The organism is Extibacter muris (assembly GCF_004345005.1).
GTDB classification, from domain to species: Bacteria; Bacillota; Clostridia; order Lachnospirales; family Lachnospiraceae; genus Extibacter; species Extibacter muris.
Genome location: NZ_SMMX01000064.1, coordinates 1 through 796, shown reverse-complemented (window position 1 = coordinate 796; position 796 = coordinate 1). Strand labels below are relative to the sequence as shown.

General features: G+C 54.5%; 2 protein-coding genes. Both read left to right on the top strand.

Annotated elements, in window-relative coordinates; translation table 11 throughout:
* Positions 1-441: hypothetical protein (locus E1963_RS23630; protein WP_207669417.1), on the top strand; the 441-nt coding region annotated here is incomplete at its 5' end.
* Positions 442-555: 114 nt separating this feature from the next.
* Positions 556-702 carry a hypothetical protein gene (locus E1963_RS23625; RefSeq protein ID WP_207669416.1) on the top strand — a complete coding sequence of 49 codons (147 nt, stop codon included), beginning with the start codon at positions 556-558 and terminating at the stop codon, positions 700-702.
* Positions 703-796 lie beyond the last annotated feature (94 nt).

The following is a 796-nucleotide window of genomic DNA, read 5'->3' as shown; positions in this document are numbered from 1 at the left end:
AAGGGAGGGAGGGAGGGGGAGGGGAGGGGAGGGAAGCTGCATTGCCTCTATAGCGATCGGCTGAAAAGAAGAAAAGGAAGAGGAGGAGGGAGGAAGGAGAGAGAAGACACAGAGGGATGTGTGCCGGAGGGGAAGAGAGGGGAAGGGAAGGGAACAGGTAAACCAGGAGCCAAAGGAGGCAAGGAAAGGAAAGAGGGAAGGAGGGAGGGAAGGAAAAAGGGAGAGGGAAAAAGGAAACGTGTCCACAGAAAGAGGAGGAAAAGGAGGGGAAGAAGAGGGAAAGGGGAAAAGGAAGAGGAAAAGGAAGGAAGGGAGAAGAGGAAGAAGAGAGAAGAAAAGAGGGGAGGGAAACATAAACAGAACGTACACAGGGAGGGTAACGGCGAAAGGGGGGAAGGGGGGGGCGGAAAAGGGGGAGGGAGGGAGGAAGACGCCGTCTAAGGGGAGAAGGAAAGGAAAGGGAGAAAAAGGAGGGCGGAAAGAGAAGGGAGGGAAGAGGGGGGGAAAGGGGAAGAAGGAGAAGGGAGAAGGAAAGGAGAAGGGGGAAGCATCCCTGTGGCACGCGCGAGGGAGGTGGGAAGAAGGGAAGAGGAGGGAGGAAGAAGGGAGGGGGAAGGGGAAAAAGAGAAAAGAGAAGGGAGAGGAAAAGAGGAAAGGGGGAGGGGAAGGGGGGGAGGAGGAAAAAACGAGGAAAGAGGATAAATACGGCAAAAGGAAGTCTAGCTAGGAGGGAAAAAGGGAAAAAGGGGAGAGAGGAAGAGAGAGAAGGAAGAGGAAGAAAGGAAGAGGAGGGAAA